We start from the raw sequence: 24,602 nt of genomic DNA, 5'->3' as shown, positions 1-24,602 counted from the left end.
CCCCCCTCTGTCCTGCCGGACATCTCCCCCGCAAGGGGGGAGATCGGCAGCTTCGCGCCTACCGCCCTTCCGGCACCGCCGGCGATTGGCGAAAGCAAAGCGGCCGTCCGATCTCCCCCCTTGCGGGGGAGATGGCCGGCAGGCCAGAGGGGGGTGCGAAGAGGCGCGGTCATCGACAAGCCGCAGCTATCTCTGCCACCGGACATCGGGCTCGGCGGGTGCCTCCGCCTGGCGGGCATCCTCGATCTCGGCGATCAGCGCCCTGAGCGCTACCTCGACGCCTTCACCGGTGACGGCGGAAAGCAGCAGCGGCGCACGGCCGGCGGCGCGCTTCAGCGCCGAAACCTTCTTCTTGCGCGTGTCGGCATCGAGCGTATCGGCCTGGCTCAGCGCCACGATCTCCGGCTTCTCCGCCAGCCCGTGGCCATAGGCGGCGAGTTCGGCCCGCACGGTCTTGTAGGCCTTTGCCGGGCTCTCCTCCTGCGCCGAGACCAGATGCAGCAGCACGCGCGTGCGCTCGACATGGCCCAGAAACCGGTCGCCGATGCCGACACCCTCATGCGCGCCCTCGATCAGGCCGGGAATGTCGGCGACGACGAATTCGCGGGCGTCGATGCGGGCGACGCCGAGATTGGGATGCAGCGTGGTGAACGGATAGTCGGCGATCTTCGGTTTTGCCGCGCTGACGGCGGCGAGGAAGGTCGACTTGCCCGCATTGGGCAGGCCGACCAGCCCGGCATCGGCGATCAGCTTGAGACGGAGCCAGATGGTCAGCTCCTCGCCGGGCAGGCCGGGATTGGCGCGGCGCGGCGCCTGGTTGGTCGAGGTCTTGAAATGCTGGTTGCCGAAGCCGCCATTGCCGCCGGAGGCGAGGCGGAAACGCTGGCCGACCTCGGTCAGGTCGCAGATCAGCGTCTCGTTGTCGTCGGCATAGACCTGCGTGCCCGCCGGCACCTTCAGCGTGACGTCGGCGCCCTTGGCGCCAGTCATGTTGCGGCCCATGCCGTGCACGCCGGTCTTGGCGCGGAAATGCTGCTGGTAGCGGTAGTCGATCAGCGTGTTCAGCCCGTCGACCGCCTCGACCCAGACGTCGCCGCCGCGCCCGCCGTCGCCGCCGTCCGGACCGCCGAACTCGATGAACTTCTCGCGCCGGAACGACACCGCGCCGGCGCCGCCGTTGCCGGAGCGGATATAGACTTTGGCCTGATCGAGAAATTTCATGGTTCTTTTGTTCTGGCGGCTCTTCGGACGGGCCTGCTCTAGCGGAAAGTTCTGCCGAGCGCGAGGGTTTCCCTCCCCCGTGAGGGGAGGGTGGCCGCGAAGCGGCCGGGTGGGGTCGGTGCGGCAGTGCTCGACGCAAAGAAATGTTCGAGCTTGGCCAAAACAACTCCTCCCCCGCCTGCGGCCGGACCCTCCCCTCGAGGGGAGGGTCCGGCGCTCAGCTCAGCGCCCAGTTCCGCAGGCTCGCCCAGGTCTTGCGGTCGAGGCGGTAGCGCTCGATCGGCACCTGGCCGGCCACCAGCGAGTTCATCATCCCCTGGCCGGCATATTGGAAGCCGCATTTGTGGATGACGCGGCGCGACGCCGGGTTGATGACCCGGCAGGACGCGTGCAGCACGTTGACGCCGGTGGCGTGGAAGCCGAGGTCGACCAGCGCGTGCGCCGCCTCGGTGGCGTAACCCTGCTTCCAATGGGGCTCGCCGATCCAGTAGCCGAGCTCCAGCCCGCGGTCGGTGGCGTTCAGCCCCGCGCAGCCGATAAACGTGCCGCCGCCGGCAAGCGTCAGCGCGTAGACGGCGCCGGCGCGGCTGGCCCCGGCCATGGCGAGGAAGGCGCGTGCCTCGGCCCCGCCATAGGGATGCGGCATGCGCGCCAGCATCTCGGCGACGTGGCGGTTGTCGGCCAGCGCCACGAGAGCGGGAATGTCCGCCTCGTTGGGACGGCGCAGGACGAGACGTTCGGTGTGAAGCGTCGGGCGGTCGATCGCCAGACTTTCGTCTTCGCTGTCTTCCTTCTCGGCAACCATGGCAGTCCTCCAGCCAAAGAAAAAGGGGAGATGGCGGCCCATCTCCCCTGATCCTTTTCTGGCCTTGCCAGACACCGGTTCCCGAGATGGGGCGCCGGTGTTGTGGTGCGGATCCGGCTATTCCGCGGCTTCGGCAATCGGGTTGACCGATACGTAGGTTCGGCCGTTGGCTTTCTTGTTGAACTGGACGGCGCCGGGTTGCAGCGCAAAAAGCGTATGGTCCTTGCCCATGCCGACATTGGTGCCCGGGTGCCAGGTGGTGCCGCGCTGACGCACGATGATGTTGCCGGCAAGCACGGCCTCGCCGCCGAACTTCTTCACGCCGAGGCGCTTGGATTCCGAATCGCGACCGTTACGCGACGAACCGCCAGCCTTCTTGTGTGCCATGGTTTTGCTCCTTCGGTCCTAATACTTACTCGGATTCGCCAGCGGCTTCAGTCTTTTTCTGAGCCTTGGCCGGCTTTTCGGCGGCTTCTGGCTCAGCGGCGGCCTTGGCGGCTGCCTTCTTCGCCGGCTTGGCCCCGCCGGTGAGGATCTCGGTGATCCGCACCGTGGTCTCCAGCTGCCGCTGGCCGCGCTTGCGGCGCGAATTCTGGCGGCGGCGCTTCTTGAAGGCGATGACGGTAGCGGCGCGGCCCTGCTCGAGCAGCTCCGCGGTCACCGTCGCGCCCTCCACGAAAGGAGCGCCGAAGGTGGCGCTGTCGCCTTCGCCGAAGGCCAGCACCTGGCCGAATTCGACGACGTCACCGGCATTGCCGGCAAGCCTGTCGATGGTGATCACGTCGTTGGCGGCAACGCGGTACTGCTTGCCACCGGTCTTGATGACTGCGAACATTTCTTGCCTTTCGCTGTTCGGTCCGGCATTTCGAGCGCCTTCAGGCGATCTAGCCGTCTTTTTGTCAGTCGTTATGGGTTCAAACAAAAACCAGCGCGGGGAACGCCCCACGCCGGAGATGCGCCGTCCCTAGCGGAACAGCCGGCGCAAGTCAAGGCAAACCGGCCGGTTTTGGTGCCAATCCCGCTGCACCGGGCAGGTTTTTGGTTGCTCCGAGTGCAGGTCGGGATCGGGTGCGGGCCCCTCATACGAAGCGAAGACGCTGCCTTGCGGGCAGGGCTCGCTTCGTGCGGGCAGGGGGCGCAGATAGGCCCTTGTATCCGGCGAGGGCTGTCGCTATCTAGTGCCCGCGCCGCAAGGCGGACCACGCCCCGCGGAGAGGTGGCAGAGTGGTTGAATGCACCGCACTCGAAATGCGGCATACTCGCAAGGGTATCGGGGGTTCGAATCCCCCCCTCTCCGCCAGCGTTCATGCTGCCCGGAAATGTCATTGCGGCGTCGCCCGAACCCTACATCTGGTCGTTGTAGGATCCCTTGGTTCTGCCGACCATTTTCGCCAGCTCCGAAAAGCCCGGCACGCCGGTCTCGGACTGCGCCTGGTTCGCCATCATCAGCAGCCGGAGCGGAAAGCAGACGGCGTCGCGGTTGGCCGGCGTCATGTCCTCGTAGAGGCGCTCGTCGCCGGTGATGTCGGCCTCGACCGTGCGCAGGGCGCGGTCGATCTCGTCGATCGACAGCACACCCTTGTGGACGAGCAGGTTGTTGAGCGCGGCGAGCGCCATCATCATGCCTTCGAGCTGCAAGTTGGCGACGTTCATCGGTTTCTCCTCAAAGCCGGCGCCCTCCGCCCTTTCGTCTCCGCTAGAACGCGGAGAGGCCGAAAACGCTGCCGGTGCACAATGTCGCCAGCGTAATTCCGTTCCACCCTCCGCCCGCGCCGGCCGACGCCGCGCAATTCACTCGGAAGCGGCGATCTCTCGTCACGGGGTTGCCAAGTTCCTTTCTCATCCGCCGAAACCGGGTTTTCCCCGTTCGACCAGGCGGTAGCTGTAGCGGTCGCGGATGAAGGCGTTGAAGAACCGGCCCTTGGACGGTGCGCACCGGAAAGCGTCGTAGATCTCGGGCTCGACGCCCTCATATTCGTAGCGGTCGCCGCTCGGCACGAACCAGACGGAGAGCTTGTGGCTTTCCGGGTCGTAGTCGGTCCTGCGGATGGCGGTGGACGGCACCGTGCGCTCCAAAACGCTTGCCCAAGCCAACCGTCGAGAGGCGCTTCCGTTCCGGGGAAGCCAGGTGGCCAGGCGAAGCCGGCGCGTCAATCGCCGCCGGCCGTTCCAAGAGCCATCCGTTTCAGTGCGTCGCCAGCTCCCGTGCCGTTCGTTTGCCAGCAAAGCAAAGGCCAAGCTCGGGCGTGCAGAGATCAGGAACCTTTTCAATCGTCGGAGCTTTCTGGTTCTGCATTGCAACGCTCGTGAATGAACTCTGGCTTCGAAGGAAACTCCCATGGCAAAAGAAAAGACGCTGGATGATCTGTTCCACGATACTCTGAAAGACATCTACTACGCTGAGAGGAAGATCCTGAAGGCACTGCCGAAGATGGCGCGCGCCGCGTCGTCGGCCGAGCTGAAGGCGGCTTTCGAAAAGCACAAGGACGAGACCGAGGGCCATGTCGAACGGCTGCAGCAGGTCTTCGAGATTCTCGGCAAGCGCGCCCAGGGAAAGACCTGTCCCGCGATCGATGGCATCATCGAGGAGGGAGAGGAGATCACCGAGGAATTCAAGGGAACGCCGGCCCTCGATGCTGGGCTGATATCGGCCGCCCAGGCCGTCGAACATTACGAGATCACGCGTTACGGCACCCTGAAGCGCTGGGCCGAGGTTCTCGGAATGAAGGACGCCGTCAAGCTGCTCGACAAGACGCTCGACGAAGAGTCCGCGACCGATGAGGCGCTCACCGGGCTTGCCGATGCCTCCGCCAATGAGATGGCCAAGGCAGCCTGATTGCCCAAGCCAACCGGCGCCGTGCGGCAAGCGGCGCCGCGACAGCCGTTTCGCACACCGAGGCCTCGGACGTTTCGCTTGCGGGCGGCAGAGCATGCGCGATCGGCGGGAAGAGAAGAAGAATATCCGCTGAAGAATGCGGCAACTGGTTCATTCCGGTAATCGCTTGGATGCCGAGACGGAATCCGGCTTGCGGGACCGTTTCAGCTTAACGCGACTCCGCTCCGCAGGACCCTGGTCGCGCGGTCCCAATGCGAGTCCCAACGACATCGCTTTCGATTTGACGCCGATCCTCGTCCGGCGCAGCGCCTCGGCGATGTCTTCCGCCGTCATTCCCGCCGCGGCCATCCGTCGAAGCTGCCGGACATCCCCCCGCGACCACGGCAGACCGTTTCGAGAGGCAGGAGGCATGGGACTTCTCGCAGACAACGAGCCTCCCAAACCTCCGCAATAAATGTTTGTTCCTGATTGTATGAACTTCCGGCGCGGCCCGATCGGCCGGGCAGTCTCTCACCCGTCTCTGTCCTGCCGTCGCCGCGCCTCCCTTCTCCCCAGCAGCAAATCAAAGACATACCCGCAACGATCCCGGGAATAGACCAGGCCATGATACAAGGTCAGCGCGGCGCGCGCCCAACCGAGATAGAGGAAGGGCAGCCCGGTTCCCCGCGCCAACCCGAACACGCGGTGGCTCCAGGCGGAAATATTTCCGCGCAGGCGATAGACGAGCCTGCGCCGCAGCTCGATCGGCGGCGGGTCGTCGAACACCCTCTTGCGCAGACGAAAGGGGAAGCGCCGCAGCCGCAGGCGGTACGACAATCCCTCGCGCCGCTGCCGGAAGCCGGCGGCCTGCGTCTGCCCGACGAAATCGCCGTCGACCTCGCGCAGGTCGAGACGTCCTTCGGTCGCAGCCTCGCTGAGCAGGCGGTTCAGTGCTGGCGACCGGACGACGACCACGTTGGTGCCGCGGCCATCCGACGAATACGGCTCCACCCAGGCGTCGCCGAACGAGATGTCGGCCGTCTCCGCCACCACGTCGTCGCAGAAATTGCATGCCGCGTTCTGGAAGAAGCCGGAACCCCAGTCGCCATCGACGAGATGCCACCAGTCCTTCCGGTGGACGCTTCCGTCGCTGAGCGTCAGCTGCGCGGTGTACCAATTGGCCGGGCGATCCGGATTTTTTTCGCGAAAATCGACGCCGGCGATCGCGGCGGGATCGACGCCCATCTGCAGGGCGAAACTCTCCACGAAACGCGCGCTCTTCATGTGGCCGCAGAAGAGGCCGAGCGTGAAGGCGATCCGCTCGCGGAAGATATCGTCCTCCAGGCGCAGCAGATTGACGGCCTTGATGAAGCAGGGAATGCCGACCACCGCGTAGCGTCCGGGGGTAGAGCGGATCGTTTCCAGCATGGCGGACAGTTCGATGGGATAATAGCGCGACTTCGCCCCGGCGCGGACATCCGCCTCGGTCCGCGAGATCGTGTAGCGGAAGAACCGCTGCTCGCGCTGCGGCTCGCGCACCGCCGTCACGTGCGCCACGCCGTCCACCAGCCCGCGCCGCAGCAGTTCTGCGGCGACCCAGCTGACCATGCCGCCGGAACTGCCGTCGGCACGGAAACCCGCCTCGGCCACATGGCCGACATAGGCAGCCTCGAAGCGGCCGACTTGGGGGTCCGCATGCCTGGCCGTTGGAAATTGCAGCAGGGCCAGCTCGTCCTCGCCGCGCGCGCCAGGGGAAAACGGACAGGTCCGGGTGAAGCCGGCCGAAGGCCTTTTCCGCCAGCCGCCGCCCGAGGGTTTCAACTGGCCATAGCGGTCCCATCGCATGGCGGCGTCGGGAGCACCGCTCTGCGCGACGCAACTGCCGCAGCCGATGCACAGCCCGGCGGCGACGATGTCGCGGGGGCCGACAGGCCGGCCATGAGGCGCGGCGGCCGCCGGTTCAGGCGAGGGCTTCGCGGAGATAGTCATGCGACCTGCGACGCAGCTTCTCGATGCGCGAGAGGATGCCGCCTTCGAGCGGAGCGCCGAGCAGGCCCGCAATGGACGCGCCGGCGGAATGCTCGTCGACCAGATGGTTGCCGGCTCCGAGCAGCTGCGTCAGGTCGCGCAGCTTGTTCGCGCGATAGTCCGACGAGACGCAGGCGAAGGGTTTTGCGTTGAACAGCGAGAACACGCAGCCGTGGAAGAAGTTGGTGACGACGGCCGCGGCGCCGGCCATCAGGCGCGCAAAGGTTTCCGGCCCCGCGGCGATGCGCTGCTCGTCGGCCCAGGCGTTGCGGTAGCCGATGCTCAGCAGCCGATAGCCCATCGAAATGGCCCAGGTCCGGACCATCGCCGTGAACCAGCGGGGGAAGGAGTGGCCGTAGACAGCCACATAGGGCGTGTCGGCAGCGACCGGCTCGGCCGCCGGCGGGAATTGCAGGCAGGGGTCGAGCACCAGTTCGGGATTGGAGCCGAGCGCGTCGCGGACGATTCTGGCGCTGTTGCCGTCGCGTACGGATATCCGCCTGAAGGTCGCGAGTCGGTCCGTCCAGGGCGACGGCAGCCCCTCCGCCGCATCATAATTGCCGAAGCTTGCCGCATAGGACACCAGGCGGCAAGGCTCGAGCCCGACACCATAGAAGATGGAATGGCCGCCATACCACGGATGCCGCAGGTTCCAGACCTCGTCGCTGCCGACGACGATGCGGTCGAATTGCGCGAGGGCAGAAGGGTCGTCGAGATCGAAGCGCGCCGAGCATGGGAGCCGGTCAAAAGCCTCGAAGAACAATCGTGTCTTCAACACGTAGCCGACGGTGTCGCCGGGAATGTCGACCTGCGGCCGCAGCGCGCAGCGCCACTCGCGCCGGTTCACGAGCGGTGAATGATGGTCGAGCAGCACGGCGTCGTGTCCCATCGACCGGAGACCTTCGACGAGGCAGCGGGCCTGCCAGTAGGATCCGTAATTGATGCAGCGGTGAAACGTCAGCACGCCGATTTTGCGCGAGGCGGGCATCCGTCTTACTGAGCCGCCACGAGGCCGAGCGGCGGGCCCTGCTGCATATCCGCGGAACCGATCGGCATTGCCGGCGCATATCGGCGGATCATGTCGCCGCAGAAGCGGGCGAATTCGTCGGGCACCAGCGGCGGGCTGGTGTGGTGGGGCATCAGCCCGCGATGCTCCGGGGTGAAGCAGAAGGTGACCGTCACGTCGAAATCGGCCAGCGCTTCCATCTGCCGGTCGAACCAGTCGAACGCGTTCGGCCGAAAGCTATCGGCCCAGGAGAGGCCGGTGCGGATATAGGTGACGCCGAGCCGCTTCATCCATTCGACCGCTTCATCCAGGCGGGGATCCTCGAAATGGAACCATTGAACCAGTCCCATCTCGGGGGTGAGGCCGGCAAAGGTTTCGAGGGCGGGCTTCGGCGTGCCGTCCTCGCGCAGCAGGCCCATGTAGAAATGCCGGTAGTAGGATGATCCCTCAGCCTCCCGGTGACGGGTCGTCGCGCCCCAGGCCATCGGCAGATCGTAGAGGCTGTACCATTGCACCCGCGGCGCTTTGCCGAGCAGCAGCTCGGCGGTGCGCTTCAACCCCCAGACCTGGATTTCCTCGGCGCCGAAGGTGGAGATGCCGACCTCGCTGACCCAGACCGGCAGGTCGGTCACGGCGCCAATCTCGCCGATCTTCCGCGGCCATTCGTGGACCTGCCAGAGGTTCCAGTCGAGCGGGAAGCCATGCACAGCAACCGCATCGACGCGGTCAAGCACGCCGAATTCCTTCATGCGGGTCATGAACGCAGGATCGATCGGCGAGATACCGCCGAGGACCTTCGTCACATCCGGATTTTCTCGCGCGATCGCATCGGCGGCCAGGATCGCCATCTCGGCGTAGCGGCTCCAGTCCGGGTCGAGTTCCGGGTCCCAGTGGGACTTGTTGTTCGGCTCGTTCCAGATCATTGCCGCTTCGATCATTTATTCGCTCCTCTGGCTGGATAGACGGCGCCCTCGCCGGCCGGCGCTCCTGCCGGCCGGCAGATATAGACCTCGGCCTCAGGGTGCGCGGCGATGTCGAAGCCGGCGCTGCGCAGCATGGCCTCCATGCCTGCCCGGTTGGGAATCCACCAGTTGGTCGGATCGTTGGCGTAGCGATGCTCGATGAAGTGCAGTTTTGGAAAGCCGGGCTCGTCGAACAGGTCCTTGCGCCAGAAATGATAGTCCTCGTCGAGGGCAGCCACGTCGCCGCTGCCGCGCTGCATCGACTGGAACACCATGAGGTCGCCGACCACATGGTCGCGGATGAGATCGAGGGCCAGAAGGGGATGCCGCAGATGATAGAGGACGCCCATGAACAGGACGATGTCGAAGCGCTCACCCAGGGAGCCCACGTCGTAGACGGAGAGCTTTCGGAACTCGATGTCCGCCTCGGCGATCTCGGCGGCGAAGCGTGCCTGCGCGAGATAGGTCTCATCGAAATCGACGCCGAGCACGCGCTCGGCGCCGCGGCGCTTCATCTCGATGGAGTAGAAGCCGGCATTGCAGCCGATATCCAACACGGTCCTTCCCGTGAGATCGGCCGGGATGGCGTGCGCGAACTTGCGCCACTTCATATAGGGATAGTTGCCGAGAAAATGATCGGGTGCCGTGGAAATCCCGCCCAGCTCGATGTTGTGGAACCAAGGCCCAAGTTCCTCGATGCGGCGGCGGACCGCCTGGTCGGACATGCTCATGGCCGGGCTCTCCACGCGGGCGAGCGGGCCGGGCGCGCGGGATATCCGCACGCTGCGCAGCCGTTCGCGTCGATTGACATCACACGCCCTCGTTCAGCCTGAGAAGCTTGGCGCCCCAGTCGCCCATCGCCACCACGCTGATGGAGGCGGGCTCGATGTCGAAGCGGAAGCCGCCGTCGGCGGTAAGGCCGAGGACATGGCAGACCGCGCTCTTGATGACCTCGGCATGGCTGACGAGCACGACGCCTTCGCCGGCGTGTCTCTTGCGCAGGTCGGCCATGCAGGCGCAGACGCGACCGCACACGTCCTGCATGCTCTCGCCGGTGGGGGTGACCGCGACCGCACGCCGGCTGTTCCAGTCCCGCCATGCCGGATCCTGATTGAGTTCGACGAAAGTCTTGCCCGACCACGGCCCGAAATCGATCTCGTCGAGCTCGTCGCGCAACTCGACGGGGCCGATCTCGGAGTGCAGGGAAACGGCGCGGGCCGTCTGCGCCGTCCGCTCGCGCGGGCTCGAATAGATCGCGACGAAATCCTCGCGGCACATCCTTTCGCCGAGCCGCCGCGCCTGGGCGCGTCCGGCCGGTCCCAGCGAGACATTGGGCGCGCGGCCGGCGAGATAGCGGCCGACATCGTCATGCGCGGCATGCCGCAATAGGAAGAACGTCGTCGTCATTCCGCGGCCTTCAGCGATTCCGATTGCTCGCCGGCGATGAAGTCGAGCGTGCGCCGGCGCGCCTCGGCGTCGGTGAACTGCCGCGGCGGCGACTTCATGAAGTAGCTCGACGGACCCTCCAGCGCGCCGCCGATGCCGCGGTCAAGGGCAAGTTTCGCGCAGCGGATGGCGTCGATGACCACGCCGGCGGAATTCGGCGAATCCCACACCTCCAGCTTGAGCTCGGCGTTGAGCGGAACGCCGCCGAAGGTGGTGCCTTCCAGCCGGATATAGGCCCATTTGCGGTCGGCGAGCCAGGGCACGTGGTCGCTCGGCCCGACATGCACGTTGTCGGGCTCGAGGGGGACGTCGAGCTGGCTCATGACCGACTGGGTCTTCGAGATCTTCTTCGATTCCAGGCGCTCGCGCTCCAGCATGTTCAAAAAGTCGGTATTGCCGCCGAAATTGAGCTGATAGGTGCGATCGACCCTGACACCGCGCTCGCGGAACAGATTGGTCAGCATGCGGTGCACGATAGTGGCGCCGACCTGGCTCTTGATGTCGTCGCCGATGAGCGGCAGGCCGCGCTCCGCGAAGCGGGCCGACCATTCCGGCCGCGAGGCGATGAAGGACGGAATGCAGTTGACGAACGCGCAATGCGCGGCGAGCGCCTGCTCGGCATACCAGGCGGTGGCACGTTCGGAGCCGACAGGCAGATAGGAGACGAGGATGTCCGTCTCGGTGGCACGCAGGACGTCCGCCACGTCGGCCTCCGGCGTGGCCGATTCCTCGATCGGGCCGCGCAGATATTTGCCGATGCCGTCGAGCGTCGGCCCGCGCTGCACCTTGACTCCCGTCGGCTCAACCGAGGCGAAGCGGGCGGTGTTGTTCGGCGGCGCGAAGATGGCGTCGGCGACATCGCTGCCGACCTTGCCGTTCGCCACGTCGAAGGCGCAGGCGACCTCGATGTCGTCCGGGCGGTAGCCGCCGAGCTCGACATGCATCAGGCCCGGCACGGGTTCGTTGTCGCAGACGTCCCGGTAGAAGCGGGTGCCCTGCACCAGCGACGAGGCACAGTTGCCGACGCCGACGATGCCGATGCGGATTTTCTTGCGCGTCATCATTCTTCCTTGCGGCGGACGAAGGCCGGTCCTTACGACCACTGAGGGCCGGGACATTTCTCGTGGCCGAACCAGCACAGCGAAGGAATGTTCCTCCGCTTTTCGACGGGAGCCGGCCGGACTGGATCAAACCCGGCATCCGCAGGTTGGACGAGTCCCGGACCTGGCGGATTTCATGATCGTCTATGGCGACCTCGAACGGATTGAACGGGCGGCCGACGTCGAAGCGTCGCTCGCCAGCGCACTGCGGCGTGTCGAAACAATGCCGGCGGGGATCGACCGGCATGCCGCCCTGGTGGGCGCCTTCATCCGCGCGGCCGAGCTGGTGCAGGGCGTCGCCGACGCCGGGTTCGACCGGCTGGGGAAGGACGCGAGGTCCGCATCGCAGGAAAGTGGGGCGATGCTGCTGCTGCTTCTTGCGGCGGCGATCGGCCGTTCGTGGCGGCGCGGTTTTGATGCGGACGTCGATGCCGGCCGGCTGTCGGAGCTGCTGCGGCAAAGCCATGGTGGCGGTGTCATCAAGACGCGTACCGCGGAAGGTTTTGCCCACTACGCACTCTATCCGGAGAGCTATCTTGAGGCCGCGCGGGCTTCCGGCCTGGCGGCGAACACGGTCGCGATCGGGATCAGGAGCATAGGCCTCGGCCTCGGAGCGCTGGTTGCCGCCGCGCTCGGAGCGGCGCCGGCCATCAGCCTGCGGCCCGCCGGCCATCCCTATGATCGCGAGGTCCGCGCCGACGCGGAGCTGATCGAGCCTCATGCCGCCGATCCGGAGGTGCAATTCGCCATCGTCGACGAAGGGCCGGGCCGGTCGGGCAGCTCCTTTGCGAGCGTGGCGCGATGGCTGTCGGGGCACGGCGTTGCGGCGAGCCGCATCCATTTTTTCCCGAGCCACGACGGTCAGCCGGGGCCGGAAGCCTCCGCGGAAACGCGTTCGGTCTGGGATGCAGTCCGGCGCCACCCGGCAGGCCGGCACGACATCCTTTCAGGCGCAGGCGGATTGCGAAGCTGGGTGGAGAAGACGCTCGGGCCGCTCGACGGGTCGCTGCGGGAGTTATCGGGAGTCCAATCCGCCGCTGCCGTCCAACCGCAGCCGGTCGACACGCGTTTCGCGCGGCGAAAGTTCCTGGCGCACAATGCCGAAGGTCTTTGGCTGATCAAGTTCGCCGGCCTTGGCGACGTCGGCGAGCGAAAGTTTTGTGACGCCCGGGCGCTGGCACACGCCGGATTCGGACCCGAGACGGTTGGCCTTTGCCACGGCTTTCTTGTTCAGAAATGGGTCGAGGGGCGCCCGCTCGGCGAAACGCCTTGCGATCGCAAGGTCTTGCTCAAGGTGCTCGGCGCCTATCTGGCGTGCCGGAGCAAGTGTCTGGGCGCGCCGGGCGTAGGCGCCTCGCTGGAGAAGCTGCGCGACATGGCGGTCTGGAACACCTCGCAGGCGCTCGGCGCCGAAGCCGGCTCGGCACTGGAGCGTCGCCTGTCCGGCGTGGCTTCGCTCGAAGATCGCGTCCGCCGCATCCGCACCGACAACCGCTTGCATGGCTGGGAGTGGCTGGCGGCAGGGTGCGGTCTGTTGAAGATCGACGCGGTCGATCATTGCGAGGCGCACGACCTGATCGGCTGCCAGGATATCGCCTGGGACGTCGCCGGCGCCATCGTCGAGCACGATCTGACGGAGGACGACATCGCGACCTTGCGCCACGAGCTTCGCCGTGGGGGTGTGGAAGCGGAGGGCGCCATGATCGCGGCCATGCTTCCGTGCTACCTCGCCTTCCAGCTCGGCCTATGGTCGACGGCCGAGCCTTCGACCGGCCAGACAAAAGCCTGCGCGACAAGCTATGCGGACAAGCTTCTGCGCCATTTGCGGCAGCCGCGCTGATGGAGCCGGATTGTATTTATCGCGAGGTAAGTACGGCTAAATTGGAGGCAGCGCTGCTTCTTATTGAGCGCGCTTCAGTTGATTCCGCATCGCCTTCGATTTCTGTTTCGCGGAAATGCCGGATGGTTTTCAGCAGTCCCTCGCGCAGCGGCGTGACCGGTCTCCAGCCGAGAAAGCTGCCGGCGCGGCCGATGTCGGGACGCCGGCGCCTGGGATCGTCGACCGGCAGTGGCAGAAAGCGCATGCGCGAGCGCGACCCGGTCAGGTCGAGGACCAGCTCGGCGAGCTCGCGCACCGTGAACTCGGCCGGATTGCCGAGATTGACGGGGCCGTCGGGCCGCAGCTCGATTTCCATCAGCCGATGCAGGCCGTCGACGAGGTCGGAGACGTAGCAGAAGGACCGCGTCTGCGAGCCGTCGCCATAGACGGTCAGCGGTTCGTCCTTCATCGCCTGGACGACGAGATTCGAGACGACGCGGCCGTCCTCAGCATGCATACGCGGCCCGTAAGTGTTGAAGATGCGCGCCACGCGGACGTCGGCGCGACCGACGCGCAGAAAGTCGAAGCACAGCGCCTCGGCCGCCCGCTTGCCTTCGTCGTAGCAGGCGCGCGGGCCGGTGCAGTTGACGCTGCCGGCATAGCTCTCCTTCTGCGGGTGCATCTCCGGGTCGCCATAGACCTCGCTGGTGGATGCCTGCAGGAAGCGCGCGCCGTGGCGCTGCGCCAGGTCGAGCAGGTTGAGCGTGCCGACGACGCAGGTCCGCATCGTGTGGACGGGATCGGCCTGATAATGCGGCGGCGAGGCGGCGCAGGCGAGATTGTAGACGCGGTCCACGCGCGCACGCAGTTCGAGCGGCTGGCAGATGTCGTGCTTCAGGAGCTGAAATCGCTTGTGATCGCGGATCGACCGCAGATTGTCGCGGTTGCCGGTGACGAAACTGTCGATGCAGATCACCCGCTGGCCCTCGGCCAGCAGCAACTCACATAGATGCGAGCCGAGGAAGCCCGCGCCGCCGGCGACGAGCGCCGTTTGCAATTCCATCGAACGAGGCATTCGCTCCTCCTGAAACTAGGCCGCCTGCGGCGCGGCGGACCTGCTGTCGCGGGAAGGGGACGTCAGGCAGGAGACGAGCTCCCGCGCCCGCGCCAGCCCGGTGTGGGACGCGAGCACCCGCTTCCGCGCATTTTCGGCAAGGGCCAGGCGCTGGCTCTCGGCCTCTTCCGTCAGAACAGCGCAGACATCGTCGGCGCCGTCGGCTGCATGGATCGCTTCGCCGAGCGGGAAGAAATCGTCGAGGCCCGGCCAGCGGTCGCTGATGACGGGGCAGAAGCAGGCGGCGGCCTCGAACAGCCGCACGCTCGGCGACCAGCCCGCCGCGATCATGTCCGCCCGCGTGACGTTCAGGGTGTAGCGCTGCCTGCTGTAGAAGGAGGCGTGCTCGGAAGGCGGCAGATGCGCGATCCTGTCGACGTTCCGCGGCCAAACCAGACCCTCCGGATATTGCGGGCCGGCGACGACGAAGCGGCGGTCCGGCATGCGCCGCGCGACGTCGATCAGCAGGCGCTCCAGCGTCGGCTGGCGGTCCGGGCTGTAGGTGCCGAGATAGCCGAGTTCCCAGACCGGCCGCTCGCTGGTCGGCGCGTAGCGCTCCTCGTCGACGGAGCAGTACAGCGGCTCGGCCCGGCGGGCGCCGAACTGCTCTCTCAGGCGGTCGAGGGTGGACCCTCCGGTGAAGGAGAAATAGGTGTCGAACAGCGGCACCTGGCGGCCGGCCAGGTAGTCGCGGTCGCCCGCCGCGAGCCTTGCCAGGGTGACCGGCGTGTCGATGTCGTAGAAGCAGAAGCTGCCGGCGCAGAGCGGCGCCACGGTGTCGATGACGGCGACTCCCTCGGGAACGAACGAGCCGACGACGACCACGTCGGCCGACCGCAGCCGCTCCCGATGGTCCGTGCAAAGGCCGGCGACGGAGCGATAGTAGCGAAGGTCGCAGAAATCCGGATCGGGCAGATCGCGGTTGTCGGCATACCAGGCGACGTCGCGCTCCAGGAAGGTAAGCCTGTGGCCGAGCCGGTGCAGGCCCCGCAAAAGTGCGCGGAACGTCGTGGCATGGCCGTTGCCCCAGGACGACGACAGCGAAAGGCCGAGAAAGACGATGTCGAGCGGGGCCATCACGCGGCGGCCTCCACCGGCGAGCGTTTGGCGAAGCGGCGGAAGATCTCGTCGGCGAGCGCCGCGCGGTGGCTGTAGGTATGGTCCGCGAGCACGCGGCGCAGTGCCGCCTCGCCGACGGCGCGCGCCCTGTCGTCCGTGAGGTCCGCCAGGATGTCGATGACGTCCTGCCCGTCGCGGGCAGCCAGGATTTCCTCGTCCGGCTTGAGGAAATGGTCGATGCCGAGCCAGGCGTCGCTGATCAGGCAGGCGCCGGCGCCGGCCGCCTCGAATACCCGGGTGGCGGGGGAGAAGCCGTTGCTCGCCATGCTGTCGCGGCTGATGTTGAGCACGGCCTTCGGCGTGACGTTGAAGGCGTTGTGGTCGCGGGTGCCGACATGGCCGATCCAGCGCACGTTCGGCGACATCGGCTTGTCGTCCCAGCCGGAGCCCCCGATGAGGAAGCGGCTGGCCGGCAGGCGGGCGGCCGGCGCGAGGAAGAATTCCTCGACGCGTTTCTCGCGGTCGGGCAGGCGGTTTCCCAGGAAGGCGAGGTCGCAGGCAAAGCGCCGGTCGGGCTCGACGGGATGATGGGTGTCCGGATCGAGCGCGTTGTAGACGGGAATGCAGTGCCTCGCCCCCATGGCGCGATAGGCGTAGACGACCGGATCGCCGCCGCCATAGGTGAGGACAAGGTCGAGCTTGCGCAGCGCCCGATGCAGCGGATGGTCGGGTTCGTCCCCGAGTTGCGCCAGGGTGGCGGGCGCGTCGACATCCCAGAATATGGTGAGGGCGTCCGGCCGGGCGTGTCGCAGCGCTTCCAGCAGGAGCGCCTCGTCCTCGAAGCCGACGCCGCTCGCCTTGACGACGATGTCGGCATCGGGGGCCCTCGCGGTGACCTGCATCAGCGCCTGCGGCGTCGGCTCGTAGACCACCACGGAACACCAGCCGGGCGCCTCCATGTCGCGGTTCTTCTGCCGGTCGTAGACGTCGGGTTCGTAGAAGGTGATGTCGTAGCCGAGCGCCGCGAGGGCCTTGAGCAGCCCGCGGTAGTAGGTCGCGGCGCCGTTCCAGTAGGAGGACAGCAGGCTCGATCCGTAGAACGCGATCTTCATTGGGCGGCCTCCTTCGGTGCCAGTTGGTCGAGAACGCGGGCGCTGCCGCATTGCCCCAGGATGGTCAGCAGTTCGTCGACGCGATGCGCGCAGGTATGGCGCGCCGCGATGGTTTCGCGGCCATGCTTTGCGAGGGAGCGGGCGAGACCGGCGTCGTGCAGCACGTCGCGCAGCAGCGACGTCATTTCCGCACCGTTGCGCGCGAACAGGAAATCCCTACCGGGACGGAACAGGCTTTCGGCGTCGTCCCAGGGCGCCGAGACGAGCGGGATGCCGCAGGCAAGCGCCTCGAACATGCGGATCGTCGGGATGCCGGGAAGGCTTTCGACATAGGGGCGGCGGGGGATGTGCAGGGTCACGCGGTGGCGCGCGAAGGCGCCGGGCACGTCGGCGTTGGGAAGCCAGCCGCGATAGGCGATGCCGGCCTCGGCCAGCGCCGCCAGGGCTTTCGCCGGGTAGCGGACGCCGTGCACGACAGCCGACAGGCCGAGCCGCCGCGCCGGCTCGACCAGATATTCCGTGATCTCGGCCGAGCGTTCGCCGTCGCCCCAGTTGCCGATCCATACGAGATCGGCGTCCCGGGCGATTTCGGGGCGGGGCCGGAACAGACTGACGTCGGCCGCCTCATGCCAGGCATGGACGCGCCGGCCCCATCCGGCGCGCAGATAGCGCTCGCGCAGCGTCTCGCCGAAGGCAAGGACGGCGTCGTAGTCGTGGAGCGCGAGGCCCGAGATGGCGGAAGCCTGCGACACGGCGCGGTGGTGGGTGTCGTGGAACAGCAGCGTGAAGCGCCCGCCATGGCGGCGTGCCTTGCCGATGTGCGCGACGAGGACGGGGTCAGTCCATTCGTGGACGACGACCACGTCGGCGTCGGCCAGCACGCTTTCATGGTCGAAGCTGGCGCCGTAGGTGCGCGAGGCCAGCTCCGGGAAGTTCGCGGCGAAGCGCTGCAGCGCCGGCTCGCCGGCGTCGCGCAGCAGATTGGCGCGGCTCCATCCGTCTTCCGGCTCCAGCGCCACAGGGTCGTGGCCGCGCCAGACCAATTCGCGCATGACGCCGCGCAGGAAATGCGCGTTGCCGTGGTTCCAGTCGGAAACGAGCGAGTGCGTGTAGAAGAGGAAGCGCATGTCAGCGGCTCCCCGCATGGATGGCGGCGGCTTCGGCGTAGGCGGCGTTCATCGCGGCCGCCTGCCCGGCCATGGTGTAGCGGCCGGCGCGCCGGAGCGCGGCGGCGCCGAGGCTATGCCGGAGGGCGGCGTCCCGAGCCAGACAGTCGAGCGTGTCCGCCAGCGCGGATGCGTCGCGGGGCGGGAAGAACAGGGCGGCGTCCGCCCACACTTCGCGATAGGTCGGGATGTCGGCCAGCACCAGCGGGGTTCCGGCTTGCGCCGCTTCCAGGGCGGCGAGGCCGAAAGGCTCGTAGAGCGACGGCGAGACGAAGATGCCGGCAGCGGCCATCCGGCGCCGGGTCTCGTCGTGAGGCAGCGGGCCGAGCGAAGTCGCGTGCCGGAAGGCAAACACATCGCCGTTCGGCCCGGTTGCGGGACCGGCGGCCAGGATCGGCCATGTCGTCCTGGCCGCCGCCGCGTCGAGCACCTGTCCGTTCTTGCCGGCATCCCACCAGCGTGCCGCGGCAAACACATCGTTTTCGCGCGGCGCCTCGCAGTCGAACGCGGCGACGGCGTTGTGGACGACCTCGAGGCGCTGGATGTCGCCATAGCAGGCGGTCAGGGCCGCCGCGTGGCTGGCGCTTGGCGCGACCGCCATGTCGGCGCGGCGGAAACCGGCGCGGTTGCGGCGCTTGTGCCAGGACCAGGGAGCGGGCGGCGAGGCGCCCTGCACTGCGCGGAACCAGGTGACCACGCAGGAATGCGACACGACGACGACGGGGCAAGGCAGCGACAGGCCTGCCGCCTGAGCCGGCGCGTTGAGATGGACGAGGTCGGCGGCGTGGTCGCGCACCAGCCGCGCGAGTTCGTCGGGCAGCCCGTCGAGTTCGCCCTCGGCGGCCGCCATCCAGTCCGGCGGCGTTTGCAGCCAGGTGACGGTCGCGACGGCCTCGGCCTGCCGCCGCTGCCCGTCGGCCGGAAGCGGTCCCAGTCCGGCAAAAATGATCGTGTGGCCGGCTTCGGCCAGTTGCGCCGCCAATCCGAGCGCGTACTGCCAGACGCCGCCGACGGCATCGACAGTCATGAGGATGCGCCGCCGTCGGCGGTTCAGGCGCTGGAGCATGGGTTCTCCGCCTCGTGTGAGAGCCGCCCCCGGCGGTCCGGTCTCATGCGACGAATCTTTCCGGCATCGCCTCGCCGGGACGGTTGCGTTGCAGCCAGGCCGCGAGGTCTTCGACCCCGTCGCGCCAGCCGATGGCGGCCCGCCATCCGAGCGCGGTCTCCAGCCGGCGCGTGTCGGCGACGAAATAGCGCTGGTCGCCGATGCGCGGGGCATCGTGCGTGACCTCCACCCGGCGCCCGACGATGCGGGATATGTGGTCGAGCACCATGGCGAGGCTGACCGCGTTGGCCGTGCCGCCGCCGAGATTGAAGGCCTTGCCGCGGAAGCGGCCGATGCCGGCGAGCAGCGTCCGGTAGGCGGCGACCGCATCCGAGACATGGAGGATGTCGCGGACCTGATGGCCGTTGCCGAAAATGGTTATCGGCTGCCGGTTCAGGGCGCGGATCAGGAAATGCGCGACCCAGCCCTGGTCCTCGGTGCCGAACTGGCGCGGGCCGTAGATGCAGCTCATGCGCAGGACGGCGGTCGACAGGCCGTAGGACTTCGCATAGTCGAGCACATACTGGTCGGCAACGCCCTTGGAGCAGCCGTAAGGGGTGCTGAAGTCGAGCGGCCTGTTCTCGTCGATGCCATGGCTGCGCAGCGTCGCATCGGTGGGCATGTCGCGGCCGTCGACATCGGTCATCCCGAGATCGGAAAGCGAGCCGTAGACCTTGTTGGTGCTGGCGAAGATGACGGGGATGTCGCGCCCAGTCTCGCGAACGGCCTCCAGCACGTTGAGCGTGCCGCGGGCATTGACTTCGAAATCATCGACCGGATCGACCAGGCTGGTGGTCACGGCCGTCTGCGCCGCCAGATGGAAGACGGCTTTCGCTTCTGCGACGGTCGCCGCCAGCGAACCGCAGTCGCGCACATCGGCGATCCTCGCCGTCAGCCTGCCGTCGTGGCGCTGGCGCAGCCAGGAAAGGTTCTGCTCGACGCCGGCCCGGCTGAGATTGTCGAGGACAGTGACGGCCTCGCCGCCGGACAGAAGACTGTCGGCAAGGTTGGAACCGATGAACCCGCAGCCGCCGATGACGGCGATCGGGGCGTTTCTTGGCGGCCGTCTCATGAAACGAGACCCATGGATTCGAGCTCGCGTTTCATCTCGGCGCCGCGGTCGAGCGCGACGCTGCCGCGCACCCAGCGCACGATTTCGTCGAGCGAATCCTCCAGCCGGTGCCGCGGCTCGTACCCGAGAAGCTCGCGCGCCTTGCCGATGTCGGCGAAGCAGTTGCGGATGTCGCCTGAACGCGCCTTGCCGAGGATTTCCGGCTCGAGATCCGCAACGCCCATCGCATCGGCGAGCATCGAGGCGACCTGCGCGATGGCGTAGTCGCGGCCGCTGCCGATGTTGACGACATGACCGCCCGCCCGCGGGCTCTCGAGGGCGAGACGGAAGGCGCGCGCCACGTCGCGCACGTGGACGAAATCCCGCTTCTGCCGACCGTCCTCGAACACCATCGGCCGCTGGCCGTTGGCGAGGCGCGAGGCGAAATTGGCGAGCACGCCGGTATAGGGGTTGGACAAGGCCTGGCCCGGACCGAAGACGTTGAACAGCCGCAGGGCGACGGCATCGACGCCATAGACCTCGCCGAAGATCATCACGGCGCGCTCCTGCGCGTATTTGGTCAGCGCGTAGATGGAGGCGAGATCGACGGGCTTCCGCTCGTCGGTCGCCACCGGAGCGAGAGCCTCGCCGCCATCCGATACAGGATCCCAGAGCCCGGCCTTGACGCGGGCGAGGTCGCGCTGGACATTTCCGACATGCCGGCCGTCGGCGGTCCTGTACAGGCCTTCGCCATAGACGCTCATCGAGGACGCAACGACGATGCGGCGCACCGGCCGCTTGATCATGGCTTCCAGCAGCACGGCGGTGCCGAGGTCGTTCGCGCCGACATAGCGGGCGATCTCGTACATCGACTGGCCGACGCCGACCTCGGCGGCGAGATGGATGACGGCATCGACGCCTCGCAGGGCTTCGGACACGATCGCCGCGTCCCTGACGTCGCCCCTGATCAGTTCGGCACCGGCCGGCACGTCGATCGGGTCCGCGCCATGGACCTGCTCGATGAGAGAATCCAGGATGCGAACCTCATAGTTCCGGCCGATCAGTTCCTGCGTCACATGGCGGCCGATGAAGCCGCCGCCGCCGGTCACCAGTATGCGTTGCACATGTCCTCCTGCGGTTGGGACAACGGTTGCGGCGTCCGAACCGCCGCATCGCAGGTTTGTTCCTTTCGGATTTTCACGTGGAAGCGACCCGTGGAGGCAAGCCGGCCGCCGCGCGGCCGGCGTCCGCAATCCAAGGGCCAGGGAAAACAGGATGCCGCGGAAACCGAACACAGCGGCCGGCAGCCGGCTCGGAGGTGTGCGGCCGGGCGCCGACGCCTTGCCGCAGCGTGCGTGAAACACGGTCCGCAAAAGGAACATACCTTCGCAAGGCCGGTTAGGCCGCCGGTTCTGCAAGCGGAAGAGTGAGACGATGCGGGTAGCTATGATCGGAACGGGCTATGTCGGCCTGACAACGGGGGTGTGCCTGGCCGAGCTGGGACATGACGTGGTTTGCGCGGACATCGACGGAAACCGGATCGCGCAATTGCGTCGTGGCATCCTGCCTTTTGCAGAGAGCGGTGTCGCCGAGATGGCGTCGCGGCATATGACCCGCGGCAGGCTGCATTTCACCTGCGACCTGGCCAATGCAGTGGCCGAGCGCGACATCGTCATGATCGCCGTCGGCACGCCCAAGGGAGCCGAGGGCGAGGCGGACCTTTCTTTCGTCCGCAACGCGGCGCGCCAGATCGCTCCGGCGATCGCGCCGAAGACGGTGGTCACGCTGAAATCCACGGTCGTGGTCGGCACGGCGCGCGAGGTTCGCGAAATCATCGCCTCGGAGCGCGGAGCGCTCGATTTCTGGGTCACGTCGAACCCGGAATTCCTGCGCGAAGGCAGTGCCGTGGCGGACTTCCTGCGCCCCGACCGCATCGTCATCGGCGCCGACGATCACGACGCCGCCCAGAGGCTGATCCAGCTCTACCAGCCGCTTCTGCGGGAGGGCATCCCACTGGTGGAGACTGGGACAACCAATGCCGAGCTGATCAAATATGCGGCGAACGCCTTTCTGGCGCTGAAGATCGGCTTCATCAACGACGTCGCCGACCTGTGCGAACAAATCGAAGGCGACATCTCGGCCGTGGCGCAGGGCATCGGTCTCGACCGGCGGATCGGCTCGAGCTTCCTGGCGCCAGGACCGGGCTATGGAGGTTCCTGTTTTCCCAAGGATACCGAGGCTTTCGCCGCGACGGGACGGCGGCACAAGGCGCCACAGCCACTGGTCGAGACGCTCATCGTGCGGAACGAGAAGCGCAAGCGGGGCATCGCCGAACGGGTGCTGCGGGAACTGTCCGACATCGGCAATCCGACCGTCGGCATTCTCGGCGTGGCCTTCAAGGCCAACACCGACGACGTGCGCGAATCGGCGGCGCTCGCCATCGTGCCGATCCTGCAGCAGGCCGGCGTGTCGGTGCGCGCCTTCGACCCCTGGGCCCAGACAAAAGCCGCCGCCCTGCTGCCTTCCGTCGCCTGGCACGACGATCCCTATGCGGCGCTGGAAAACGTCGATCTCGGGCTCATCCTGACCGAGTGGGAGGCGTTCAGATCGCTGGACCTGGCGCGACTCGCGCTGAGCATGCGCAACCGCATCCTCTTCGACTGCCGCAATTTGCTGGAGCCGCAGGAAATGCCGCGGCACGGATTTCGCTATCTCAGTCTCGGCAGGGGCGGTGTGCCGCGGGCGATCAAGCAGGTTTCGGCGGGAGCAGCCCGCAGCCAGGGCCCCCATAGGAGCTTGCGGCTGCCGTCCTGACGGCGCCTGCCGCATCCGCCGGCGAGCCGGCTTGGCTCCGCCGCTCGCTATCAGCAAAGACTGGTTCCGGTGTGCACGACCAACAAGCGGTTCTTGCAATTGCCGGGCGGCGCAGCCAAATTAAAATACGTATTGCAACCGAGATTCGCCTTTTGGCCAGACGCCCTGAAGTGCCAGCAGGCATAAACCTCGACCCGCTTTCCCCCGAAAGCCGGCTGGCGGAGCTCCTGGAAGACATTGCCGAGGAGGAGACGCCGGAGCGGCTTCTCAAGCTCGCGATCGAGCTTCAGCAGCAATTGATGCTGAGGAAACAGCAAAAGAACCCGAACTGAGTTGCGCTCGGACGCATGATTCTGAAGGGCGGATTGCACCTCAGCGCGGCCGCGTCGTATCGGCCTCATATCGGGCGGAGGTGAATTTCGGTCCCGATTCTACCAGCGACTGGGCCGACGCTTCGCCCAGTTCCGCCAGAATGTGCAGCCTTGCCCGGTTGAGCCGGCTCTTGACCGTTCCCATGGCGCAGCCGCAGATCTGGGCCGTCTCTTCGTAGGACACGCCGAGCACGCCGATCAGCACCAGCACCTCGCGGTGATGGGGAGGCAGGCGGTCGATGGCTTCCTTGACCTCGCGGCTTTTGACCGACCATTCCTGGCTGGCCTCGACGGCCGGGCGGACGGCGACGCAATCCGCCGCGCCGGGTGCCTCGCGGCTGTAGACTTTTACGCGCGTGTAGAAGGTGTTGCGCATGATCGTGAACATCCACGATTTCATGCGGGTGCCGGGCTCGAAGCTGTCGAAGCTGTTCAGCGCCTTGACCAGGGTATCCTGAACCAGATCGTCGGCATCGGTCGGATTTCGGTAGAACGTCCGCGCGAATGCCCGCAATGCCGGTATCAGGTCGACGATCGAGGCATCGTCGCGAGTGGCGCTGGAGGATGAGATCTTCAAGAGAGGTTTTCCCGGTCGGAAGCGAAGGTTCAAACCTGCAATGCGCGGGGCGCGGCGAGGTTCCAGCAGAGCGTGAATCCGCGCTTTGGCCGATGTGCCGTCCGAAACCCTGTCCGATGGATCGGCCGACTGAAGCATTGCGTTGCCCGGCAAACAACGCCGCGGTAGCCGGCCGGCCGAACGTCAGTTGAGGAATTCGGCCCCATCCATGGCTGCTTCCCGCAGCAGGCCGTTCAGCCAATCTTCCGCCGAGCAATGGCCCGGGCGCCTGTCGACCGTCCGGATCGCGTCTTTCAAGGTGCGTTCGACAAGGCGGTCGGCGGCGTTCTCGTCGGTCAGCATGAGGCGGGCGGCAAGTCTCAGCTTGGGCAGAAGGACGACGATATCGTCGGGGTCGTCTCGCGGGACTTCCGGCCTGCCTTCGGGAAACAGCGCCTCGAAGAGGCTGTGACGGGGAGCCGGCTTGGTGAAGTTGCAGACGTGACGCAAGCGGCTGGGAACGATGTCTTCTTCGTAGCCGCTGAAGAACACGAAAGGGATTTCCCGCTCCATCAGCCTGTCCGCGACGGGGAAGACCGCGACGCCGTGGAGGTTTATGTCGAGGATGGCCGCATCGGCGCATTCCGTATATTGCATCGCCCGTTCCAGATCGGGCGCCGGCCCGAGGATCGTCGCCCCCATCTTGGTGAAGAAACGGGCGAGGTCGTCGGCGACGGAATACTCGTCCTCGACGATCAATATTCGCACTCCGCTGAGCGTCTGCATCGTCTTCCTCCGCCACGGCTTGTGTTGGCGAACTTGCAAAAGCAGGCCTGCCGCCCCGGCGGGCGACAGGAGAGTTCTGTTGCATTCCTCGTCGCAGCCGCCGGCGCCGATCGTTGTCCTCGAACTTCGATCGCGGCGTGGTTCGTCACCAATTGGCTGCACCAAAGCCAATGCGAATCCGGGGAGGAAAGTTCCGGACCCTTTTCGCCCGGCCGCCCGTTGTCCTCTGGCCTGCCGGTCCGCACAGGCATAAAGTTGACATGTGG

Annotated in this window: 24 protein-coding genes, 1 tRNA gene and 1 pseudogene; 5 read left to right on the top strand and 21 right to left on the bottom strand. The window is 66.8% G+C overall.

Annotated features, from left to right (window positions below; translation table 11 throughout):
* Positions 1–186: 186 nt before the first annotated feature.
* The 4 genes and pseudogenes from obgE to rplU form a co-directional block, all read right to left on the bottom strand.
* Positions 187–1,221 carry a GTPase ObgE gene (gene obgE, locus C7I84_RS15090; protein ID WP_106773020.1) on the bottom strand — a complete coding sequence of 345 codons (1,035 nt, stop codon included), beginning with the start codon at positions 1,219–1,221 and terminating at the stop codon, positions 187–189.
* A gap of 217 nt (positions 1,222–1,438) precedes the next feature.
* Positions 1,439–2,026 (bottom strand): GNAT family N-acetyltransferase, encoded by a 588-nt coding sequence (locus C7I84_RS15085; RefSeq protein ID WP_165816090.1) that lies wholly within the window; start codon positions 2,024–2,026, stop codon positions 1,439–1,441.
* A 117-nt stretch (positions 2,027–2,143) separates the two neighbouring features.
* Positions 2,144–2,413, bottom strand: coding sequence for a 50S ribosomal protein L27 (gene rpmA / locus C7I84_RS15080; protein WP_106773018.1), 270 nt, complete (start codon positions 2,411–2,413; stop codon positions 2,144–2,146).
* 28 nt (positions 2,414–2,441) lie between these two features.
* Positions 2,442–2,861: pseudogene (gene rplU, locus C7I84_RS15075) on the bottom strand (50S ribosomal protein L21); the annotation flags it as partial.
* 375 nt (positions 2,862–3,236) lie between these two features.
* Between rplU and C7I84_RS15070 the strand changes: the two are divergent.
* A tRNA-Ser gene (locus C7I84_RS15070) sits at positions 3,237–3,326 on the top strand.
* A gap of 44 nt (positions 3,327–3,370) precedes the next feature.
* On the opposite strand, the gene C7I84_RS15065 is transcribed toward C7I84_RS15070, so the two are convergent.
* Complete coding sequence (locus C7I84_RS15065; protein WP_106773016.1) at positions 3,371–3,679, bottom strand: hypothetical protein; 309 nt, start codon at positions 3,677–3,679, stop codon at positions 3,371–3,373.
* A gap of 186 nt (positions 3,680–3,865) precedes the next feature.
* Complete coding sequence (locus C7I84_RS15060; RefSeq protein WP_106773055.1) at positions 3,866–4,090, bottom strand: KTSC domain-containing protein; 225 nt, start codon at positions 4,088–4,090, stop codon at positions 3,866–3,868.
* A gap of 274 nt (positions 4,091–4,364) precedes the next feature.
* On the opposite strand from C7I84_RS15060, the gene C7I84_RS15055 reads away from it, so the two are divergent.
* Positions 4,365–4,862 (top strand): YciE/YciF ferroxidase family protein, encoded by a 498-nt coding sequence (locus tag C7I84_RS15055; RefSeq protein ID WP_106773015.1) that lies wholly within the window; start codon positions 4,365–4,367, stop codon positions 4,860–4,862.
* Between the two features lie 510 nt (positions 4,863–5,372).
* Here the strand turns inward: C7I84_RS15055 and C7I84_RS15050 are convergent.
* From C7I84_RS15050 to C7I84_RS15025, 6 genes are all read right to left on the bottom strand, one after another.
* Entirely contained in the window at positions 5,373–6,830 is a 1,458-nt protein-coding gene (locus tag C7I84_RS15050) for a Coenzyme F420 hydrogenase/dehydrogenase, beta subunit C-terminal domain (protein WP_245428447.1), read from the bottom strand.
* Positions 6,802–7,857, bottom strand: coding sequence for a polysaccharide pyruvyl transferase family protein (locus tag C7I84_RS15045; protein WP_106773014.1), 1,056 nt, complete (start codon positions 7,855–7,857; stop codon positions 6,802–6,804). The genes C7I84_RS15050 and C7I84_RS15045 overlap by 29 nt, the downstream gene beginning before the upstream one ends.
* A gap of 5 nt (positions 7,858–7,862) precedes the next feature.
* Positions 7,863–8,813 (bottom strand): glycoside hydrolase 5 family protein, encoded by a 951-nt coding sequence (locus tag C7I84_RS15040; RefSeq protein WP_245428445.1) that lies wholly within the window; start codon positions 8,811–8,813, stop codon positions 7,863–7,865.
* A complete protein-coding gene (locus tag C7I84_RS15035; RefSeq protein ID WP_106773013.1) occupies positions 8,810–9,568 on the bottom strand; it encodes a TIGR04290 family methyltransferase in 759 nt (252 codons plus the stop codon). Before C7I84_RS15035 ends, C7I84_RS15040 begins: the two co-directional genes overlap by 4 nt.
* Positions 9,569–9,647: 79 nt before the next feature.
* Positions 9,648–10,244, bottom strand: coding sequence for a histidine phosphatase family protein (locus C7I84_RS15030; protein ID WP_106773012.1), 597 nt, complete (start codon positions 10,242–10,244; stop codon positions 9,648–9,650).
* On the bottom strand, positions 10,241–11,344 hold the full coding sequence (locus tag C7I84_RS15025; protein WP_106773053.1) for an inositol-3-phosphate synthase: 1,104 nt from the start codon (positions 11,342–11,344) through the stop codon (positions 10,241–10,243). The genes C7I84_RS15030 and C7I84_RS15025 overlap by 4 nt, the downstream gene beginning before the upstream one ends.
* On the opposite strand from C7I84_RS15025, the gene C7I84_RS15020 reads away from it, so the two are divergent.
* Complete coding sequence (locus C7I84_RS15020; RefSeq protein ID WP_133170103.1) at positions 11,301–13,223, top strand: hypothetical protein; 1,923 nt, start codon at positions 11,301–11,303, stop codon at positions 13,221–13,223. The genes C7I84_RS15025 and C7I84_RS15020 overlap by 44 nt on opposite strands.
* A 16-nt stretch (positions 13,224–13,239) precedes the next feature.
* Here the strand turns inward: C7I84_RS15020 and C7I84_RS15015 are convergent, their stop codons facing one another.
* Genes C7I84_RS15015 through C7I84_RS14985 form a run of 7 tightly spaced genes read right to left on the bottom strand, consistent with a single transcriptional unit; the run spans position 13,240 to position 20,933 of the window.
* Entirely contained in the window at positions 13,240–14,277 is a 1,038-nt protein-coding gene (locus C7I84_RS15015; RefSeq protein ID WP_165816089.1) for a UDP-glucuronic acid decarboxylase family protein, read from the bottom strand.
* A 15-nt stretch (positions 14,278–14,292) separates the two neighbouring features.
* Positions 14,293–15,396: a CgeB family protein gene (locus C7I84_RS15010; protein ID WP_106773009.1), complete on the bottom strand. Its 1,104-nt coding sequence runs from the start codon at positions 15,394–15,396 to the stop codon at positions 14,293–14,295.
* Entirely contained in the window at positions 15,393–16,487 is a 1,095-nt protein-coding gene (locus tag C7I84_RS15005) for a CgeB family protein (protein WP_106773008.1), read from the bottom strand. The genes C7I84_RS15010 and C7I84_RS15005 overlap by 4 nt, the downstream gene beginning before the upstream one ends.
* Positions 16,484–17,614, bottom strand: coding sequence for a CgeB family protein (locus C7I84_RS15000; RefSeq protein WP_106773007.1), 1,131 nt, complete (start codon positions 17,612–17,614; stop codon positions 16,484–16,486). Before C7I84_RS15000 ends, C7I84_RS15005 begins: the two co-directional genes overlap by 4 nt.
* A 1-nt stretch (position 17,615) precedes the next feature.
* Positions 17,616–18,719, bottom strand: a complete 1,104-nt coding sequence (locus C7I84_RS14995) for a glycosyltransferase family 4 protein (protein ID WP_106773006.1) — start codon at positions 18,717–18,719, stop codon at positions 17,616–17,618.
* 43 nt (positions 18,720–18,762) lie between these two features.
* Positions 18,763–19,830 (bottom strand): NAD-dependent epimerase/dehydratase family protein, encoded by a 1,068-nt coding sequence (locus C7I84_RS14990; protein ID WP_106773005.1) that lies wholly within the window; start codon positions 19,828–19,830, stop codon positions 18,763–18,765.
* The gene (locus C7I84_RS14985) at positions 19,827–20,933 is read right to left on the bottom strand and encodes an NAD-dependent epimerase/dehydratase family protein (protein ID WP_106773004.1); all 1,107 of its coding nucleotides are present in this window, start codon (positions 20,931–20,933) and stop codon (positions 19,827–19,829) included. Before C7I84_RS14985 ends, C7I84_RS14990 begins: the two co-directional genes overlap by 4 nt.
* Before the next feature lie 310 nt (positions 20,934–21,243).
* Between C7I84_RS14985 and C7I84_RS14980 the strand changes: the two genes are divergently transcribed.
* Positions 21,244–22,623 (top strand): UDP-glucose dehydrogenase family protein, encoded by a 1,380-nt coding sequence (locus C7I84_RS14980; RefSeq protein WP_106773003.1) that lies wholly within the window; start codon positions 21,244–21,246, stop codon positions 22,621–22,623.
* A gap of 71 nt (positions 22,624–22,694) precedes the next feature.
* Positions 22,695–22,955, top strand: a complete 261-nt coding sequence (locus C7I84_RS29710; RefSeq protein ID WP_133170102.1) for a hypothetical protein — start codon at positions 22,695–22,697, stop codon at positions 22,953–22,955.
* A 40-nt stretch (positions 22,956–22,995) separates the two neighbouring features.
* On the opposite strand, the gene C7I84_RS14975 is transcribed toward C7I84_RS29710, so the two are convergent.
* Both C7I84_RS14975 and C7I84_RS14970 read right to left on the bottom strand, forming a co-directional pair.
* Positions 22,996–23,565, bottom strand: coding sequence for a sigma-70 family RNA polymerase sigma factor (locus tag C7I84_RS14975; protein WP_245428452.1), 570 nt, complete (start codon positions 23,563–23,565; stop codon positions 22,996–22,998).
* Positions 23,566–23,754: 189 nt separating this feature from the next.
* Positions 23,755–24,507, bottom strand: a complete 753-nt coding sequence (locus tag C7I84_RS14970) for a response regulator (protein WP_245428444.1) — start codon at positions 24,505–24,507, stop codon at positions 23,755–23,757.
* Positions 24,508–24,602 lie beyond the last annotated feature (95 nt).

This window comes from Kumtagia ephedrae (assembly GCF_003012745.1).
Lineage (GTDB): Bacteria > Pseudomonadota > Alphaproteobacteria > Rhizobiales > Rhizobiaceae > Kumtagia > Kumtagia ephedrae.
This window is presented reverse-complemented; position numbering and strand designations above follow the sequence as displayed.